Origin of the sequence: Nitrospira sp., from assembly GCA_035968315.1 — a bacterium.
In the GTDB taxonomy this organism is placed as follows: Bacteria; Nitrospirota; Nitrospiria; order Nitrospirales; family Nitrospiraceae; genus Nitrospira_D.
The window spans coordinates 1073099-1088447 of sequence record JAVYIN010000005.1 but is presented as its reverse complement, the minus strand read 5'-3'; the positions used below and the strand labels follow the sequence as shown (position 1 = coordinate 1088447).

The 15349-nt window shown below is 54.7% G+C and carries 31 protein-coding genes; all 31 read left to right on the top strand.

The annotated features are described in order from the left end of the window. Window positions 1–142, top strand: a 142-nt coding sequence (gene tuf, locus RI101_08935) for an elongation factor Tu (GenBank protein ID MEC4890170.1), incomplete at its 5' end; no start/stop codon positions are given. Between the two features lie 37 nt (window positions 143–179). Next, entirely contained in the window at window positions 180–491 is a 312-nt protein-coding gene (rpsJ, locus tag RI101_08930) for a 30S ribosomal protein S10 (GenBank protein ID MEC4890169.1), read from the top strand. A 28-nt stretch (window positions 492–519) separates the two neighbouring features. Then, window positions 520–1140 carry a 50S ribosomal protein L3 gene (gene rplC / locus RI101_08925; GenBank protein MEC4890168.1) on the top strand — a complete coding sequence of 207 codons (621 nt, stop codon included), beginning with the start codon at window positions 520–522 and terminating at the stop codon, window positions 1138–1140. Between the two features lie 3 nt (window positions 1141–1143). After that, complete coding sequence (gene rplD, locus RI101_08920; GenBank protein ID MEC4890167.1) at window positions 1144–1767, top strand: 50S ribosomal protein L4; 624 nt, start codon at window positions 1144–1146, stop codon at window positions 1765–1767. Continuing rightward, a complete protein-coding gene (locus tag RI101_08915) occupies window positions 1764–2057 on the top strand; it encodes a 50S ribosomal protein L23 (protein MEC4890166.1) in 294 nt (97 codons plus the stop codon). The genes rplD and RI101_08915 overlap by 4 nt, the downstream gene beginning before the upstream one ends. A 24-nt stretch (window positions 2058–2081) precedes the next feature. Beyond that, entirely contained in the window at window positions 2082–2924 is an 843-nt protein-coding gene (rplB, locus tag RI101_08910; protein ID MEC4890165.1) for a 50S ribosomal protein L2, read from the top strand. Further along, window positions 2917–3204 (top strand): 30S ribosomal protein S19, encoded by a 288-nt coding sequence (rpsS, locus tag RI101_08905; GenBank protein MEC4890164.1) that lies wholly within the window; start codon window positions 2917–2919, stop codon window positions 3202–3204. The genes rplB and rpsS overlap by 8 nt, the downstream gene beginning before the upstream one ends. Before the next feature lie 46 nt (window positions 3205–3250). Then, the gene (rplV, locus tag RI101_08900; GenBank protein MEC4890163.1) at window positions 3251–3607 is read left to right on the top strand and encodes a 50S ribosomal protein L22; all 357 of its coding nucleotides are present in this window, start codon (window positions 3251–3253) and stop codon (window positions 3605–3607) included. Window positions 3608–3666: 59 nt separating this feature from the next. After that, on the top strand, window positions 3667–4332 hold the full coding sequence (gene rpsC, locus RI101_08895; protein ID MEC4890162.1) for a 30S ribosomal protein S3: 666 nt from the start codon (window positions 3667–3669) through the stop codon (window positions 4330–4332). 18 nt (window positions 4333–4350) lie between these two features. Continuing rightward, window positions 4351–4764 (top strand): 50S ribosomal protein L16, encoded by a 414-nt coding sequence (gene rplP / locus RI101_08890; GenBank protein MEC4890161.1) that lies wholly within the window; start codon window positions 4351–4353, stop codon window positions 4762–4764. Window positions 4765–4805: 41 nt separating this feature from the next. Continuing rightward, window positions 4806–4997 (top strand): 50S ribosomal protein L29, encoded by a 192-nt coding sequence (gene rpmC / locus RI101_08885; GenBank protein MEC4890160.1) that lies wholly within the window; start codon window positions 4806–4808, stop codon window positions 4995–4997. Window positions 4998–5021: 24 nt separating this feature from the next. Continuing rightward, entirely contained in the window at window positions 5022–5273 is a 252-nt protein-coding gene (gene rpsQ / locus RI101_08880; protein MEC4890159.1) for a 30S ribosomal protein S17, read from the top strand. Between the two features lie 46 nt (window positions 5274–5319). Beyond that, window positions 5320–5688, top strand: a complete 369-nt coding sequence (gene rplN / locus RI101_08875; GenBank protein MEC4890158.1) for a 50S ribosomal protein L14 — start codon at window positions 5320–5322, stop codon at window positions 5686–5688. Between the two features lie 22 nt (window positions 5689–5710). Continuing rightward, window positions 5711–6040, top strand: a complete 330-nt coding sequence (rplX, locus tag RI101_08870; GenBank protein ID MEC4890157.1) for a 50S ribosomal protein L24 — start codon at window positions 5711–5713, stop codon at window positions 6038–6040. A gap of 15 nt (window positions 6041–6055) precedes the next feature. Then, a complete protein-coding gene (rplE, locus tag RI101_08865) occupies window positions 6056–6709 on the top strand; it encodes a 50S ribosomal protein L5 (protein MEC4890156.1) in 654 nt (217 codons plus the stop codon). Window positions 6710–6753: 44 nt separating this feature from the next. Then, the gene (locus RI101_08860) at window positions 6754–6939 is read left to right on the top strand and encodes a type Z 30S ribosomal protein S14 (GenBank protein ID MEC4890155.1); all 186 of its coding nucleotides are present in this window, start codon (window positions 6754–6756) and stop codon (window positions 6937–6939) included. Window positions 6940–6983: 44 nt separating this feature from the next. Continuing rightward, window positions 6984–7379: a 30S ribosomal protein S8 gene (gene rpsH / locus RI101_08855; protein MEC4890154.1), complete on the top strand. Its 396-nt coding sequence runs from the start codon at window positions 6984–6986 to the stop codon at window positions 7377–7379. A gap of 39 nt (window positions 7380–7418) precedes the next feature. After that, on the top strand, window positions 7419–7955 hold the full coding sequence (gene rplF / locus RI101_08850) for a 50S ribosomal protein L6 (protein ID MEC4890153.1): 537 nt from the start codon (window positions 7419–7421) through the stop codon (window positions 7953–7955). 7 nt (window positions 7956–7962) lie between these two features. Then, window positions 7963–8328: a 50S ribosomal protein L18 gene (rplR, locus tag RI101_08845; protein ID MEC4890152.1), complete on the top strand. Its 366-nt coding sequence runs from the start codon at window positions 7963–7965 to the stop codon at window positions 8326–8328. Window positions 8329–8388: 60 nt separating this feature from the next. Beyond that, window positions 8389–8901: a 30S ribosomal protein S5 gene (gene rpsE / locus RI101_08840; protein MEC4890151.1), complete on the top strand. Its 513-nt coding sequence runs from the start codon at window positions 8389–8391 to the stop codon at window positions 8899–8901. A gap of 44 nt (window positions 8902–8945) precedes the next feature. Next, entirely contained in the window at window positions 8946–9116 is a 171-nt protein-coding gene (rpmD, locus tag RI101_08835; GenBank protein MEC4890150.1) for a 50S ribosomal protein L30, read from the top strand. Beyond that, window positions 9113–9562 (top strand): 50S ribosomal protein L15, encoded by a 450-nt coding sequence (rplO, locus tag RI101_08830; GenBank protein MEC4890149.1) that lies wholly within the window; start codon window positions 9113–9115, stop codon window positions 9560–9562. Before rpmD ends, rplO begins: the two co-directional genes overlap by 4 nt. Beyond that, window positions 9555–10874, top strand: coding sequence for a preprotein translocase subunit SecY (gene secY, locus RI101_08825; protein ID MEC4890148.1), 1320 nt, complete (start codon window positions 9555–9557; stop codon window positions 10872–10874). Before rplO ends, secY begins: the two co-directional genes overlap by 8 nt. Before the next feature lie 6 nt (window positions 10875–10880). Beyond that, entirely contained in the window at window positions 10881–11537 is a 657-nt protein-coding gene (locus tag RI101_08820; GenBank protein MEC4890147.1) for an adenylate kinase, read from the top strand. Further along, on the top strand, window positions 11534–12310 hold the full coding sequence (gene map, locus RI101_08815; GenBank protein ID MEC4890146.1) for a type I methionyl aminopeptidase: 777 nt from the start codon (window positions 11534–11536) through the stop codon (window positions 12308–12310). Before RI101_08820 ends, map begins: the two co-directional genes overlap by 4 nt. A gap of 18 nt (window positions 12311–12328) precedes the next feature. Beyond that, a complete protein-coding gene (infA, locus tag RI101_08810) occupies window positions 12329–12547 on the top strand; it encodes a translation initiation factor IF-1 (protein ID MEC4890145.1) in 219 nt (72 codons plus the stop codon). An 18-nt stretch (window positions 12548–12565) separates the two neighbouring features. Next, window positions 12566–12679, top strand: coding sequence for a 50S ribosomal protein L36 (gene rpmJ / locus RI101_08805; GenBank protein MEC4890144.1), 114 nt, complete (start codon window positions 12566–12568; stop codon window positions 12677–12679). Window positions 12680–12736: 57 nt separating this feature from the next. After that, window positions 12737–13120, top strand: coding sequence for a 30S ribosomal protein S13 (gene rpsM / locus RI101_08800; GenBank protein MEC4890143.1), 384 nt, complete (start codon window positions 12737–12739; stop codon window positions 13118–13120). 39 nt (window positions 13121–13159) lie between these two features. Further along, complete coding sequence (rpsK, locus tag RI101_08795; GenBank protein ID MEC4890142.1) at window positions 13160–13543, top strand: 30S ribosomal protein S11; 384 nt, start codon at window positions 13160–13162, stop codon at window positions 13541–13543. A gap of 78 nt (window positions 13544–13621) precedes the next feature. Beyond that, window positions 13622–14248, top strand: coding sequence for a 30S ribosomal protein S4 (gene rpsD / locus RI101_08790; protein MEC4890141.1), 627 nt, complete (start codon window positions 13622–13624; stop codon window positions 14246–14248). Window positions 14249–14345: 97 nt separating this feature from the next. Next, window positions 14346–15335, top strand: coding sequence for a DNA-directed RNA polymerase subunit alpha (locus RI101_08785; GenBank protein ID MEC4890140.1), 990 nt, complete (start codon window positions 14346–14348; stop codon window positions 15333–15335). Window positions 15336–15349 lie beyond the last annotated feature (14 nt).

The window sequence follows — 15349 nt, the reverse complement described above, 5'->3', positions numbered from 1 at the left end:
GGAGATGGTCATGCCGGGCGACAACGTGAGTGTCACGGGCGAGTTGATCAGCCCGATCGCGATGGAGCAGGGGTTGCGCTTCGCGGTCCGCGAGGGCGGCAAGACCGTCGGCTCCGGCGTCGTCACTGAAATTCTGGCGTAGGGCAATATTCATTAGCCGATATGATGGGGAGTAGAGCGTGAAGGTCGATCAAAGAATTAGAATTCGGCTCAGAGGATTCGATTATCGCGTCCTCGATCAATCCGTCGCTGAAATCGTTGAGACGGTTCGGCGCAGCGGGGCGAAGGTCGTCGGGCCAATTCCGCTTCCGACGAAGATTGAAAAGTTTACCGTCCAGCGATCGACTCACGTCGATAAAAAGTCTCGTGAGCAATTCGAGATGCGGACGCATAAGCGGTTGCTTGACATCATGGAGCCGACTCCGGAGACGATGGATTCTTTGATGAAGTTGAATTTGGCTGCCGGCGTTGACGTCGAAATCAAGTTGTGATCTGGGCGCTGTTGAAGGACTGAATGCAATGACAAACGGGTTGCTCGGTAAAAAATTAGGTATGACCCAGGTGTTCGACGAGAGTCGGTTGACGCCTGTCACTGTGATTGAGGCTGGGCCCTGCCGCGTGGTGACGGTTAAGACGAAAGAGCGTGACGGCTACGAGGCGGTTCAGCTGGCTTTCGGCGAAGTGAAGGAGCGCAAGCTTTCAAAGGCGCAATTGGGCCATTTGAAGAAGAATGATGCGCCTGCAACGAAGACGTTGCGGGAATTCAAGGCGGATGGCGAGGTCACGGTCGGCCAGTCTGTCACCGTTGGAATTTTCAAGAAGGGCGACTGGGTTGATGTGATCGGTGTGTCGAAGGGCAAGGGGTTTCAGGGTGTCGTGAAGCGCCATCACTATGCCGGTGGTCCTGAGTCTCATGGTTCGATGTTCCATCGCGCACCGGGGTCGATCGGTGCCAGCTCATTCCCTTCAAGGGTCTGGAAGGGAAAGACGCTGCCTGGGCATATGGGTGCGGAGCGTGTGACGGCCCAGCGTTTGAAGGTTATCGAGTCTCGGCCAGAAGAGAATTTGCTGTTTGTGCGCGGAGCGATCCCTGGCGCAACGAATGGCCTTATTGTCGTGAGAAAGTCGAAGAAGGGTTAGGTCATGCCCACGGTCGATGTTATCGATTTGAAGAAGAAGAAGGTTGGCACGGTGGACTTGTCGCAAGCCGTGTTCGGTTGTGAGGCCAGAGCTGCCTTGGTTCATGAGGCGGTGGTTATGCAGCGGGCCTGCGAGCGTCAAGGTACGGCCTCCACGTTGCGTCGTGGAGAGGTCAGTGGTTCTGGGAAGAAGCCGTGGAAGCAGAAGCACACCGGCCGGGCCAGAGCGGGCTCTCTTCGGTCTCCTGTGTGGCGTCATGGCGGTACCGTTTTTGGGCCAAAGCCGAGAAGTTATTCCTATACGATGCCGAAGAAAAAGTATCGCGCCGCTTTGCAGAGCGCCTTATCGGCCAAGTTCGCAGACGGAAAAGTGATCGTGCTGTCTGATCTGTCTATCGAGCAGCCGAAGACGAAGTTGCTGGCGAAGGCATTGATGCAGTTCGGGGCCAATCAGCATGCGCTCTTGGTGGCCGGTGATGCGCAGCCTAACGTCTTGCAGGCGGCCCGGAATCTTTCGACTCTGACCGTGCTGCATCCAGACCGCTTGAACGTCTATGATGTGGTGCGTGCCGAGATCGTATTGATCCCTGAGCGAGAGCTGGCCCGCGTGAATGAGGTGTGGTCATGAAGGTGAGCATGCATGCGGTGTTGGTTCAGCCGCTCTTGACGGAAAAAATTACCGGTCTTCGGGAGAAGACTAATACGGTCGGATTTGTGGTGCATCCCGATGCAAATCGCCTCCAAATCAAGCAGGCCGTCGAAACTCTTCTGAAGGTCAAGGTTGAGAAGGTCAATGTCTTGAATGTTCAGGGGAAAACGAAACGCCTTGGACGATTTTCCGGGAAGCGGTCAGATTGGAAGAAGGCTTTCGTCACTCTGAAGAAGGGTGAAAAGCTTGAGATGTACGAAAGCGCGTAGCGTCGAGGGAAGGTAGGATCGAGCATGGGATTGAAATCGTATAAACCGACGTCGGCTGGCCGCCGCGGCATGACAGCCGTCACGACGGAAGATCTGACCAAAAAGAAGCCTGAAAAGTCGTTAACCGCGTTTCATCTGCGGACCGGCGGAAGAAATACCGACGGACGGACCACGATTCGCTTTCGTGGGGGCGGACACAAGCGGCTGTATCGGAAGATCGACTTCCGCCGTGACAAGATCGGCATTCTTGCCCGAGTAGCCTCAATTGAGTACGATCCGAATCGCTCGGCCCGTATTGCGCTCTTGAATTATGCCGATGGAGAGAAGCGCTACATTCTGGCGCCTGTTGGATTGAGTGTGAATGACCAGATTCAGTCCGGCCCTACGTCAGAGGTGCGTCCTGGGAATGCCCTTCCTTTGGCCAGCATGCCGTTGGGTACGACGATTCACAATATCGAATTGAAGCCCGGCAAGGGCGGCCAATTGATCCGAAGCGCCGGAGGATCCGCGCAGGTGATGGGGCGTGACGGTGAGTATGTCCAGATTCGCTTGAAGTCTGGTGAAATGCGCAAAGTGCTCTCATCCTGTATGGCCACCGTCGGCCAGGTTGGCAATGTGGATCACGAGAATGTGAGTGTGGGGAAGGCCGGTCGGACTCGCTGGAAGGGCAAGCGCCCTCACGTTCGCGGTGTCGTGATGAATCCTGTCGATCACCCGCACGGTGGTGGTGAAGGTAAGTCGGGCCAGGGTAACCCGCATCCGGTGTCGCCGTGGGGCCTGCCGACAAAGGGTTATAAGACTAGACAGAATAAGAAGACCGATAAGTTCATTATCGCTCGACGCAAGTCAGGAGTGCGCAATGCCTAGATCAATCAGTAAAGGCGCGTTTATCGACGATCATTTGCTTAAGAAGGTTGAGCAAATGAATCAAAATAAGGACCGGAAGATCATCAAGACCTGGTCGCGTCGATCGACGGTGATTCCGGATATGATCGGCCATACCTTCGCCGTCCATAACGGGAAAAAATTCATTCCTGTTTTTGTGACGGAAAATATGGTCGGCCACAAATTGGGAGAGTTTGCGCCCACCCGCTTTTTCAAGGGGCATGGTCAGGCGAAGACTGAAAAGGCGGTTGCTCTTAAGTAATCAGTGGGCCGGATTCTCCGGCTGGTGATCTGGTAAAGGATAGGACATGACTGAAGCACATGCAATTCTCAGATTCGTCCGTGTTGCGCCTCGGAAGGCACGACCAGTCGTTGACATGATTCGCGGCCAGCAGGTTCCCATGGCCTTGTCGATGCTGAAGCATACTCCTCGGCAGGCTGCTCGAGTGATCGAGAAAGTTCTTCGGTCTGCGGTGGCCAATGCCGAGCAGAAGGAGATGGGCGACAGTGAGTCGATGGTGGTGTCAAAGGCCTTTGTGGATCATGGGCCGATTTACAAGCGGTTTCGTGCCCGCTCGATGGGGCGCGCCAATTCGATTCAGAAGCGGACCAGCCATATCACCGTCGTGGTCTCGGCACCGGCGGTTGGAGATGGAACCAAGTAAACGATCGGCAAGTGGGCTCCTGTAGAAAAACCGTCACCGCATATTGAGGCAAACGTCGTATGGGTCAGAAAACACATCCAATCGGTTACCGGCTCGGCTACAACTACACGTGGAATTCACGGTGGTATGCCGGAAAAGACTACGCCAAGTTGCTCCATCAGGATATCAAGATCCGGAAAATGGTCAAGGCCAAGCTGTACCACGCCGGAGTCTCCAAGGTGGAAATTGAACGATCCGGCGACCAGACTCGTGTGATCATTCATACGGCCAGGCCCGGCATCATCATTGGCCGAAAAGGCGCTGAAGTCGATAAGTTGAAGGCCGAATTGGAGAAGCAGTACGGCGGGCAAGTTTATATTACCGTGAAGGAAATCAAGAAGCCGGAGCTTGATGCGCAATTGGTCAGCGAAAATGTGGCCACGCAGCTTGAGAAGCGTGTGGCCTTCCGCCGGGCGATGAAGCGCAGCGTGCAGTCCGCGCTCAGGCTTGGCGCTCAGGGCATCAAGATCATGGTAGCTGGCCGATTGGGTGGAGCTGAAATCGCCAGAACGGAATGGTATCGCGAGGGACGGGTTCCTCTCCATACGCTCCGAGCGGAAGTCGATTATGGTTTTGCCGAAGCGCATACCACAATGGGCCAAATCGGGGTGAAGACGTGGCTCTTCAAGGGCGAATTGCTTCCTGCGCAACCGATGAAATCAGAAGCCATGCTGGAACGGCGATAAGGGTAAGGAGAACGCACTGTGTTAGCGCCAAAGAAAGTTAAGTTTAGAAAAATGCAGAAGGGCCGGATGACCGGCAAGGCGTATCGCGGCGGACAAATCACGCTCGGCGAATTCGGTTTGAAGGCGTTGGAGCCAGGGTGGGTGACCAGCCGCCAAATCGAAGCCGCCAGAATCGCGATTACCCGCTTTGTGAAGCGAGGCGGCCAGGTTTGGACCAGGATTTTCCCGGATAAGCCCATTACGAAAAAGCCGGCGGAAACTCGAATGGGTAAAGGAAAGGGCAATCCCGAGTACTGGGTTGCCGTCGTCAAGCCAGGGCGTATTCTCTATGAGATGGACGGCGTGCCTTTAGATGTGGCGAAGGAAGCGTTTCGCTTGGCATCGCACAAGTTGCCGGTCGCGACGAAGTGTGTCGCGCGCGGAGAGTTCTAACCGAAGCGGGATCTGTTCGGCGAGGAGTGACGTATATGGCGTTGGATGTGAAAGAATTGCGACAATTGACGGCCCCAGAGCTGCTCGAAAAGGAAAAACAGCTTGTTCAGGAGCTGTTTAACTTTCGGTTCCAGCTCGGCACGGGTCGGCTTGAAAATCCGATGCAGATTCGGAAGGCCAAGCGCGATCTGGCGAGGATCAAGACCGTCTTGCGGGAAGTCTCAAAGGTTTGAACTTTAGGGTAAAGGATAGAGACTATGTCAGATGCAGGCAGTAAGCGCGAGTGGGTTGGCCGCGTGTTGAGCAACAAGATGGACAAGACGGTGGTGGTGGCCGTCGAGCGGTCGGTGATTCATCCCATCTATCGCAAGGTCCTTCGCCGGATCACAAAGTTCAAGGCGCACGATGAACAGAACGTATGCAAGATCGGCGATCGGGTGAGAATGGTTGAGACCCGCCCGATCAGCAAAGATAAGCATTGGCGCGTCGTGGAAGTGATTGGGAAGTAAGCCGTTCACTGATTCGGTTCTCTAGCTGGTAAGGAAGATCGCGAGCATGATTCAGAACTATAGCTATATGGATGTCGCTGACAACTCCGGGGCCAAGCAGGCGATGTGTTTCCATGTGTTCGGCGGAACTCGCCGCCGCTATGCGTCGCTCGGAGATATCGTTGTGGTGGCGGTGAAGGAAGCTATTCCGCAGGCTAGTGTGAAGAAGGGTGATGTGAGCCGTGCGGTGATCGTTCGGACGACGAAAGAAGTCCGCCGAGAAGATGGCTCTTACATCAAGTTTGACCGGAATGCCTGCGTGTTGATCAATAAGGATGGAGAGCCGATCGGGACTCGTATTTTCGGCCCGGTTGCGCGCGAGTTGCGCTGGAAGAAATTCATGAAAATCATCTCCCTGGCACCTGAAGTGTTATAGGGACGATTTCGCGGGGGACGCTGTGCAAGCACTTCGGAAAAGCAGAATTAGAAAAGGTGACACGGTGGTGGTGATTTCCGGTCGCGAGTCCGGAAAGTCAGGAAAGGTTTTGTCCGTCGATTTGGGCAAGGGGAAGCTGATCGTTGAGAAGCTCAACATGATCAAGCGCCACACCAAGCCCAGTCAAAAGGCGAAGCAGGGCGGTATTCTTGAGCGCGAGGCTCCGATCGCCATCTCCAATGTGATGTTCTTCTGTCCGGTCACTCAGAAGCCAACGCGTCTGGGAATGCGCAAGCTGGAAGATGGCCGGCGGGTCCGGTACAGCAAAAAATCGAACGAGACTGTCGAGTAGGTTGAGGAGTAACGCATGGCGAAGGTTGAAAAAGGGCGCACAGCGAAACCGTCAGAACGAAAGACTTCCAAGAAGGACGGCGTTGCATCGCCTCAGGCATTGGACGAGGGTAGTCATGAGTCGAGCTTTAAGCCGCGGCTCCGGGATGCGTACCAGCAGAAAGTCGTGCCTGCTCTCATGAAAGAGTTTGGCTATAAGAATGTGATGCAGGTGCCTAAGCTTGAGCGGATCGTGCTCAATGTCGGGATGGGAGAGGCGATTCAGAATGCCAAGTTGCTCGAGGGCGCGGTAACGGAGCTCGGCACGATCACGGGCCAAAAGCCGGTCATCACCAGAGCGAAGAAGGCTATTGCAGGATTCAAGTTGCGGCAGGGCCTTCCCATCGGCGCCAAAGTCACGCTCCGTAGCCGCCGCATGTATGAATTCTTCGACCGCCTGGTGACGCTTGCGTTGCCTCGTATTCGGGACTTCCGTGGAGTTTCCCCCAAGGCCTTTGACGGCCGCGGAAATTATACGCTGGGCCTGAAAGAGCAGTTGATTTTTCCAGAAATTAAGTATGATGAAGTGGCGTCGATTCACGGCATGGACATTACGATCGTGACGACCGCCAATACGAATGATGAGGGGAAAGCGCTGCTGAAGCATCTCGGCATGCCTTTCAGAGTCTGAGGCAAATTAGGCCAAGACTGGGCCATTGAGCAGAAGGAGTTCATGTGTCACGTTTAGCGCTACGGAATAAGGCGGTCAGTAAGCCAAAGTTTGGATGCCGGTGCTATAACCGATGCCCGTTGTGCGGGCGTGTGCGTGGATTTTTAAATCGGTTCCGCATGTGCAGGATTTGCTTCCGGCTATTGAGTCTCAAGGGAGATATCCCTGGAATTCGCAAGTCGAGCTGGTAGTGGCCGCTGGCATTTGAGATAGAAGGGAAAGAAAAGGGAACAGCATGGTTACTGATCCAATTAGCGATCTTCTCACTCGATTGAAAAATGGCTCTCAGCGCCGTCACGACACCATTTCGGTGCCTGCGTCAAAATTGAAGCGGGCCGTCCTGGACATCCTGAAAAAGGAAGGCTATGTGGATGGTGTGGAGTCGGCGACGGAAGATGGGCATCCTGTGTTGTCCGTTCAGCTACGCTATGTGGGCGAAGGCCAGCCTATGATTACGGGCATGCAGCGCATCAGCAAGCCTGGCCGGCGCGTCTATGTTGGCAGCAAGGAAATTGCCAAGGTGAGAAACGGGATTGGTGTGGCGATCCTGTCGACCTCAAAAGGCATTATGACGGATGCAGAGTCCCGCAAGAACGGATTGGGCGGTGAAGTACTCTGTTCTGTATGGTAAGTGATTCGCATCAAGGCTAAGAATTAAGGAAAGACCATCATGTCACGGATTGGGAAAAAGCCGATTGCCATTCCAGCCGGAGTGGAAGTGAAAGTCGCTGGCCCGACGGTCTCGGTCAAGGGCCCGCTTGGCAAGTTAGACTGGTCGCTGGTTGAGGGGGTTGCGGTTGCAGTCGAAAGCGGGAACGTCGTCGTCAGCCGGTCCAGTGATGATCAAAAGGTGCGCGCGCTTCATGGGTTGGTCCGGGCTGAGCTGAATAACATGATCCATGGTGTGACCAAGGGGTATGAGCGTTCATTGGAAATCACCGGAGTCGGTTATAAGGCGGCATTGCAGGGCAAGACGATGAGTTTCAACGTCGGGTACATCAATCCCGTGGTCTATCAGGTTCCAACCGGGATTGACGTCAAGGTCGACAAGCAGACGCTCATCAATGTGAAGGGGATCGACAAGCGGCTCGTTGGGCAAGTTGCCGCGAATCTGCGCGCCATTAAGCCTCCCGATGTGTACAAGCAGAAGGGCGTGCGGTATATGGGCGAAACGTTGCGAAAGAAGGAAGGCAAGACGGGGAAATAGGCGCACCATGAATACAGCAGAAAAAGCACGACAACTTGAACAGCGAAGGCAGCGAGTCCGTAAGCGGGTATTTGGCACCACCGAGCGCCCCCGTCTGAATGTATTTCGCAGCAGATCCCATATCTATGCGCAAATCATTGACGACCTGAAGGGCGCGACGCTGGCTGCTGCATCCTCGCTCGATAAATCCTTGAAGGCTTCCTTGAAGTCGACCGGAAGCATTGAGGCGGCCAAGGCTGTTGGAAAACTCTTGGCCGATCGGGCTAAAACGGCGAAAGTCTCCTCGGTCGTGTTTGACCGCGGCGGTCGAATGTATCATGGGCGGGTCAAGGCTCTCGCGGAGGCTTCTCGCGAGGGTGGGCTTCAGTTTTAGATCGCTTACTCTAGTGACTCTCACCCTAACGGCGGTGGGAAGGAAGAAGAGAGGATTCGCGTGCGAGTAAATCCAGATGAGCTAAATCTGAAAGACAAGGTCGTCTTCATTAATCGCGTCGCTAAAGTGGTGAAGGGCGGCAAGCGGTTCAATTTCTGCGCTCTGGTCGTCGTTGGCGATGGCAATGGCTGGGTGGGGATCGGCAAGGGAAAAGCCGCGGAAGTGCCAGTCGCTATAGCCAAGGCGGTCGAGCAGGCCAAGAAGCATCTTGTGCACGTTTCGCTCAAGGGCGGGACGATTCCGCATGAAGTTCATGGTCTCTTCGGCGCCGAACATGTGTTGCTCAAGCCGGCGGTCGACGGAACAGGCATCATTGCCGGCGGTGCGGTGCGAGCGGTCGTCGAACTGGTCGGCGCGCATAATATCATTTCGAAAACGCTCGGACGCGGGAATCCGTTTAATACGGTCAGGGCCACGCTCGAAGGCCTCTGCCAATTACGTAATCCAGAAGAAGTGCTTCGCCTTCGGCGTGAAGCCGGAAGCGGACAGCGTGAAAGGGCTATTGTCGGATGAGCTCAGCAAAGCAATCTACCGCTTCGAAATCCACTGCTCCCGGGGTGCGCGTGACGCTCATGAGGAGTCCTATTGGCACACCTGAGAAGCATCGCCTCGTTCTGCGAGGGCTTGGGCTCAGGCATATTCGGCAGACCGCAGTTCATCCTGATACGCCACAGGTTCGTGGGATGATTCACAAGGTAGGCTATCTTCTTGAGGTTGGGAAACCATGAATCTGCATGATTTAACCCCTGCACGGGGAGCGAAAAAGCGTCGGAAGCGCATTGGACGTGGTCCTGGTTCAGGCCATGGAAAGACGGCGACGAAGGGACACAAGGGTTTAAAGGCCAGATCTGGCGGCGCGAAGCGCCCTGGGTTTGAAGGTGGTCAGATGCCGCTCGTGCGGCGGCTGCCCAAGTTTGGCTTTACCAATCCATTCAAAACGGAATTTACGATCATCAATGTCAAGAACTTTGAGTCGTGGGCTGGTCCTGACACGGTGACCCCGCAAGCGTTGGTTGATGCGGGCATGGTCAAGCGCAAGAGTCTCCCGATCAAGATTTTGGGCAACGGCGAATTGAAGCGAGCACTTGTTATCCAGGCGCACAAGTTCAGCAAGACTGCCGCGGAAAAGATCCAGGCCGCTGGTGGCCGAGTCGAGGTTATCGGCGGTGTTTGAGCGGCTCCTTACCAGCTTTCAGAATATCTTCAAGATTCCTGAGCTGCGGACACGGGTGCTCTTTACCCTTGTCATGCTCGTGGTGTATCGGGTTGGCGCCCATATCCCGACACCTGGAATCAATGGCGATGCGCTTTCAGATTTTCTCCAGAAGCAAGGCGGTGCGTTGCTTGGTTTTCTGGACATATTCTCTGGAGGTTCGCTCTCTCGCCTGACGATCTTCGCGCTTGGCATCATGCCCTATATCAGCGCGTCGATCATTCTTCAGTTGTTGACGGTCGTCATTCCGCATCTCTCCAAGCTTGCCAAGGAGGGAGAGCGTGGCCGTAAAAAGATTATTCAGTACACTAGGTTTGGGACCATTGTTATTGCCTTGATTCAGGGATTCGGCATTGCGATCGGTCTTGAGCAAATGAATCAGGGCGCGTTTGTGCTCCATGCTGGGTGGGCCTTCCGTCTGATGACGGTGATTACCCTGACGGCAGGCACTGGATTTTTGATGTGGCTCGGTGAGCAGATTACCGAACGTGGCATCGGCAACGGTATCTCGCTCATCATTTTTGCTGGTATCGTTGCGCGCCTTCCTGCGGCGGTAGCTCAGACGTTTGATTTATATCGGATTGGTCAGCTCAATATTATTTTGTTGGTTGGGTTGGCGCTTCTGATGGTCGGTGTCGTCGCCGCCATTGTGTTCCTGGAAAGTGGGCGGAGGAAAATTCCCGTCCAATATGCCAAACGGGTCGTTGGCCGGCGGGTGTATGGTGGACAGAACACGCATATCCCATTGAAGATCAATACAGCCGGCGTCATTCCGCCTATTTTCGCGTCATCGATTATTGCCTTCCCTGCAACGATCGCCGGGTTCTTTGAAACACCATGGGTGAAGGCCATCGGAGCTCAGTTGGCTCCGGGGTCCTTGCTGTATACCTTGATGTATGTGGGGCTTATCGTCTTCTTTTGCTTCTTTTATACGGCCGTGGTCTTAAACCCTGTCGATATGGCCGATAACATGAAAAAGTACGGCGGCTTTATTCCTGGAATCAGGCCTGGCCAGCGTACGTCGGACTATATCTACAGCGTTCTAACGAAAATAACATTTGCCGGGGCTATATATCTGGCCATCGTTTGTGTTATTCCTGAGTTCTTAATTTATAAGCTGAATGTCCCGTTTTACTTCGGGGGTACGTCGCTGTTAATTGTGATTGGTGTGGGGCTGGACACGGCCCAACAGATTGAATCCCATATGCTCATGCGTAATTATGAGGGGTTTCTGGGCAAGGGGATGGGCCCCTTACGCGGCCGGAGTGGGTAAAGTCGTATGCGTCTTGTGTTTCTTGGAGCGCCTGGGGTAGGAAAAGGGACGCAGGCCGACAAAGTAGCCGCTTTGTATGGTGTGCTCAAGATTTCTACCGGCGATTTGCTGCGCGAGGCAGTCAGAAATAAGACGGCGCTAGGATTAGAAGCCAAGGGCTTTATGGACCAAGGAAAGCTGGTCCCCGATTCTGTTGTGATTGGGCTTGTACGGGAAAAGTTGAGCGATCCCAGTTGTGGAAAAGGATTTGTCCTTGATGGATTTCCGCGGACGGTTCCTCAAGCTGAGGAGTTAGCGAAGGCTCTTATTTCTCGTAATATCGGTTTGGACCGCGTCATTAACTTTCAAGTCTCTCGTGAAGATGTGGTCAAGCGTCTCACGGGAAGACGCAGTTGTTCTAAATGCCAGGCGACGTTTCATCTCGACTTTGCGCCATCGAAAGTGGACGGGATTTGTGATCGTTGCGGCGGCGGCCTTGTGCAGAGGAGCGACGACCAGCGAGAGGCTATTGAGACTCGCTTGAAAGTGTACGATGAGCAGACGGCACCGTTAATCAGCTTCTATGAAAAGAAGGGGCTGCTATCGAATCTTGATGGTGGCGGCTCCGTTGAATCGGTCTCACAGAATCTGACGAAGGTGTTGGCGGCGTGTAAGACGGCATGATCATTCTCAAGACGCCTGAAGAAGTTGCCGTGATGGCTGAGGCGTCGCGGGTGGTTGCCGAAGCCCTTGAGATTGTCAGGCGTGAAGTCAGAGCGGGTGTGACTACAGATGACCTCGACCGCATTGCTGAAGAAGCGATCCGGTCGAGAGGCGCGGTTCCGGCGTTTAAGGGGTATCGCAGTTATCCGAAAACGCTGTGCGCGTCCGTGAATGAACAGGTTGTCCACGGTATTCCGTCCAAGCGAAAGTTGAAGGACGGCGATATCATCGGACTCGATCTCGGCGCCATCGTTGGCGGATTTTACGGTGATTCTGCCGTGACGGTGGCAGTGGGGCGAGTGGATGAGAAAGTGGCCAGGCTGATTCAGGTGACAAAGGAAGCCTTGGATCTCGGTATTGCTCAAGCGGTTGTTGGAAAGAGGCTGACAGATATCTCCCATGCCGTGCAGCGGCATGTTGAAGCAGCCGGCTATTCCGTAGTTACAGAGTTTGTCGGGCATGGAATCGGGCGGCAACTCCATGAAGAGCCGCAAGTGCCCAACTATGGAAAGCCTGGGCAGGGGCCGCGGTTACAGCCTGGGATGGTGTTAGCGATCGAGCCGATGGTCAATATGGGTGGGAGCGCCGTTCGGGTTCTCGAGGATCGATGGACGGCTGTGACGGCTGATGGCAGTCTCTCCGCTCACTTTGAACATACCGTCGCAATCCAGGCGGACGGGGCTGCCCGTGTGCTGAGTCAACGTGTCGGAGAAGCTGCCGAACGGCATGCGTGAGTAGGGGACTAGGAGTACGTGGCAAAAGAAGATATTATCGAAGTGCAGGGATCAGTGACCGAAACGTTACCCAATGCAATGTTTCGGGTCAAACTCGATAATGGGCATATCCTCTTGGCGCATATTTCAGGGAAAATGCGGATGCATTTTATCCGGATTCTTCCGGGCGACAAAGTCACGGTGGAGATGTCTCCATACGATTTGACAAGAGGGCGGATCACATACCGATTCAAGTAGTAGGAGCGCGGACGAGTCATGAAAGTAAAGTCTTCAGTGAAGCCGATTTGTGCGAAATGCAAAGTGGTCCGTCGCCAGGGCGTGGTTCGGATCTTGTGCGAGAACCCCAGGCATAAGCAGCGACAAGGGTAAGGCTGGGCAGCAAGCGCCCATGCTCGTCTACGGACTTAGGTAGGAAGGGAAGAGATCATGGCACGTATCGCAGGCATTGATTTGCCGAGAGAGAAGCGGACGGATATCGGACTCACCTATATCTTCGGAATCGGGAGAGCCGTTGCCCGCAAAATTTTGAAAGAAGCCGGTGTGGATGGATCGATCCGCATCAAGGATTTGAGCGAAGATAAGATTGTCAAGCTCAGGGAAATCATTGATCGCGATCATCGCGTTGAGGGTGATCTCAGAAAAGAGATGTCCCTGAACATCAAGCGTTTAATCGACACGGGATCCTATCGTGGATTGCGCCATCGCAAAGGCTTGCCGGTTCGCGGCCAGCGCACCAAGACCAACGCCAGGACTCGGAAGGGACGCCGGTCAGGGGTGGGAAGCAAGCCGAGACCAACCGCGAAAGCCTAACCGAGCATCTAGCTCTTGTGAACGAGTGAAGGAGTCTGTATGAGTGTGAAGAAGGGTAAGAAGAAAGAGCGCCGGATTGTCCAAAACGGCGTGGCGCATGTTCAGGCCTCTTTCAATAATACGATCGTCACGATCACGGACATGAGCGGGAATACCGTGGTCTGGGCGAGCGCCGGCAATCAAGGGTTCAAGGGATCCCGCAAGAGCACTCCGTTTGCCGCGCAGCGTGCGGGAGAAACGGCTGCGCGCAAGGCGATGGAAAGCGGGATGCGGCAGATCGATGTGTATGTGAACGGGCCAGGATCCGGCCGCGAGTCGGCCATTCGCTCGCTCCAGGCCGCAGGGTTGCGCATCAATTTGATCCGCGATGTGACGCCGATTCCGCACAATGGATGCCGGCCTCCCAAGCGTCGGCGTGTGTAATATCCGTACGGTGAATGATTCACGACAGTCGTAATATGGGCGTCTGACAGCAGGCGTCCTGTAACCGGAGGTAGAGTAGTGGCTAAGTATCGGGGTCCAGTCTGTCGGCTTTGCCGGCGCGAAGGTGAAAAGCTGTTCTTAAAGGGCACTCGGTGCATGACCGAGAAGTGCGCCATCGAGCGACGGAGCTATGCACCTGGCCAGCACGGTCAGGCACGTCCTCGGATCTCAGACTATAGCCAGCAGTTGAGGGAAAAGCAGAAGTTGCGGCGTATCTATGGACTCCAAGAGTGCCAGTTCCGTGGCGTGTTTGAGCGGGCTGAGCGGCAGTCAGGCGTCACGGGTGACGCCCTCTTGCGGTTATTGGAATGCCGGCTGGACAATGTGGCGTACCGGCTCGGATTTGGCGCTTCCAGAAAACAGGCCCGCCAAATTGTGAGCCATGGACATCTCACGATGAATGGCAAGCGGATCACGGTTGCCGGTGCCATTGTGAAGGCTGGCGATGTTATTCAGGTTCGCGAGCGGAGCCGGAATGTCCCGTCTATTCAGGCGGCCTTGGAAGGGGTTGATGGGCGAGGGATTCCCGATTGGCTGGAGCTCGATAAGGGCGCGCTCAAGGGCACGGTTCGCGCGTTGCCGACGAAGGATCAAATCACGCTGCCTGTCAACGAACAGATGGTCGTCGAATTGTATTCGCGATAGAGTTTTCCCGAAAAGGAGTGGGTGCCGCTCAGTGGCGCACTTCTAATCGGTCGGCTTGTCACTCGATGGTAGTCAAGGGGGAGTCATGATTAAAGCGATGAAAGACTTTCAGGTCCCGATGCGGGTGGAAGTCGACAGTGATGCGCATTCCCCAACCTTTGGCCGATTCACCACCGAGGCATTTGAACGGGGTTTCGGCACAACGATTGGAAACGCATTGCGGCGTGTTCTGCTGTCTTCGCTCACTGGGGCCGCAGTGACCACGGTAAAGATCGAAGGTGTGTTGCACGAGTTTTCCACGATTCCTGGCGTCACGGAAGATGTCACGTCCATCATTCTCAATATCAAGAGCCTGCGTCTGGCGCTGCATACCGACAAGCCGCGGACGATCCGTTTGCGGAAGAAGGGGCCAGGAGAGGCGAAGGGGTCTGACATTATCCATGATGCGGACGTCACGATTCTTACGCCAGATCTGCATATTGCGACGCTTGATAAGGACGCGACACTCGATATTGAAATGACCATCAAGCACGGACGCGGCTATATGCCGGCCGAGCGGAATAAGGAAGAAGGGCTGCCGATCGGGGTCATCGCCATCGACTCCGTCTTCTCACCCATCAAGCGCGTTAATTTCCATGTCGAGAATGCGCGTGTCGGGCGGATGACGGATTACGATAAGCTGACGATGGAGATTTGGACGGATGCCACGATCAGCCCGAGGGACGCCTTGTCCACGGCCGCCGGAATTCTTCGCGACCATCTGGATATCTTCATTAATCCAGAAGAACGCGGCGAAGGAAAGCGGGAGGCGGGTTATGAAGAGTCGCTGCACGAGGAGAATAAAAACCTTTCGCGCAGCGTGAATGAGCTGGAGCTGTCTGTGCGCGCCGCCAATTGTTTGAAGAATGCGAACATCAAGACGATTCGAGATCTTGTGCAAAAGACGGAAAATGAAATGCTGAAAACGAAAAATTTCGGCAAGAAGTCCCTGAATGAAATCAAGGAGATCTTGTCTGAAATGGGTTTGACGCTGGGCGGCAAGGTTGATACCGATGCCTCCGGCAATGGCAGCCAGCAGTCAGAGTAATTCTCAGCGAAGGG

Bases quoted from the DNA above. Each gene is read 5' to 3' on its own strand.
- rplN (MEC4890158.1), top strand. From the start codon at position 5,320: ATGATTCAGAACTATAGCTATATGGATGTCGCTGACAACTCCGGGGCC.
- RI101_08915 (MEC4890166.1), top strand. From the start codon at position 1,764: ATGAAGGTGAGCATGCATGCGGTGTTGGTTCAGCCGCTCTTGACGGAA.
- rplF (MEC4890153.1), top strand. From the start codon at position 7,419: ATGTCACGGATTGGGAAAAAGCCGATTGCCATTCCAGCCGGAGTGGAA.
- rpsK (MEC4890142.1), top strand. From the start codon at position 13,160: ATGAGTGTGAAGAAGGGTAAGAAGAAAGAGCGCCGGATTGTCCAAAAC.
- rpsM (MEC4890143.1), top strand. From the start codon at position 12,737: ATGGCACGTATCGCAGGCATTGATTTGCCGAGAGAGAAGCGGACGGAT.
- rplR (MEC4890152.1), top strand. From the start codon at position 7,963: ATGAATACAGCAGAAAAAGCACGACAACTTGAACAGCGAAGGCAGCGA.
- rpsS (MEC4890164.1), top strand. From the start codon at position 2,917: ATGCCTAGATCAATCAGTAAAGGCGCGTTTATCGACGATCATTTGCTT.
- RI101_08785 (MEC4890140.1), top strand. From the start codon at position 14,346: ATGAAAGACTTTCAGGTCCCGATGCGGGTGGAAGTCGACAGTGATGCG.
- rplV (MEC4890163.1), top strand. From the start codon at position 3,251: ATGACTGAAGCACATGCAATTCTCAGATTCGTCCGTGTTGCGCCTCGG.
- rpsC (MEC4890162.1), top strand. From the start codon at position 3,667: ATGGGTCAGAAAACACATCCAATCGGTTACCGGCTCGGCTACAACTAC.
- rplB (MEC4890165.1), top strand. From the start codon at position 2,082: ATGGGATTGAAATCGTATAAACCGACGTCGGCTGGCCGCCGCGGCATG.
- rpmJ (MEC4890144.1), top strand. From the start codon at position 12,566: ATGAAAGTAAAGTCTTCAGTGAAGCCGATTTGTGCGAAATGCAAAGTG.
- rplD (MEC4890167.1), top strand. From the start codon at position 1,144: ATGCCCACGGTCGATGTTATCGATTTGAAGAAGAAGAAGGTTGGCACG.
- map (MEC4890146.1), top strand. From the start codon at position 11,534: ATGATCATTCTCAAGACGCCTGAAGAAGTTGCCGTGATGGCTGAGGCG.
- rpsH (MEC4890154.1), top strand. From the start codon at position 6,984: ATGGTTACTGATCCAATTAGCGATCTTCTCACTCGATTGAAAAATGGC.
- rplE (MEC4890156.1), top strand. From the start codon at position 6,056: ATGGCGAAGGTTGAAAAAGGGCGCACAGCGAAACCGTCAGAACGAAAG.
- rplO (MEC4890149.1), top strand. From the start codon at position 9,113: ATGAATCTGCATGATTTAACCCCTGCACGGGGAGCGAAAAAGCGTCGG.
- RI101_08820 (MEC4890147.1), top strand. From the start codon at position 10,881: ATGCGTCTTGTGTTTCTTGGAGCGCCTGGGGTAGGAAAAGGGACGCAG.
- rplC (MEC4890168.1), top strand. From the start codon at position 520: ATGACAAACGGGTTGCTCGGTAAAAAATTAGGTATGACCCAGGTGTTC.
- rpsQ (MEC4890159.1), top strand. From the start codon at position 5,022: ATGTCAGATGCAGGCAGTAAGCGCGAGTGGGTTGGCCGCGTGTTGAGC.